This window comes from Butyricicoccus sp. OF27-2pH9A (genome assembly GCF_027693185.1).
GTDB lineage: Bacteria > Bacillota > Clostridia > Oscillospirales > Butyricicoccaceae > Agathobaculum > Agathobaculum butyriciproducens.
Map to the genome: position 1 here is coordinate 301 of NZ_JAQEXK010000063.1, position 236 is coordinate 536.

Annotated in this window: 1 pseudogene; it reads left to right on the forward strand. The window is 56.8% G+C overall.

From position 1 onward, the window contains the following. Window positions 1-12: 12 nt before the first annotated feature. Window positions 13-236: pseudogene (locus tag PG722_RS14040) on the forward strand (hypothetical protein); the annotation flags it as partial.

Sequence of the window (236 nt, forward strand, 5' to 3'; positions counted from 1 at the left end):
CTGAAAGCAAGCATGGCGTCAAGTTGGCGAAGCGACCCGAGGCCCTTTGAAAGTTACCAGCTAACCAACAACAATGCGGAGATCCGCCGGGTAAAGGCCCGTATCGAACAGCTTTCCAAACAGGCACAGCAGGAATTTTCCGGCTGGGAGTTCGATGGGGGTCGTGTGGAAATGAACCGGGAGGACAACCGCTTGCAGGTGTTCTTTGACGGAAAGCCTGACGCGGACACCCGGGC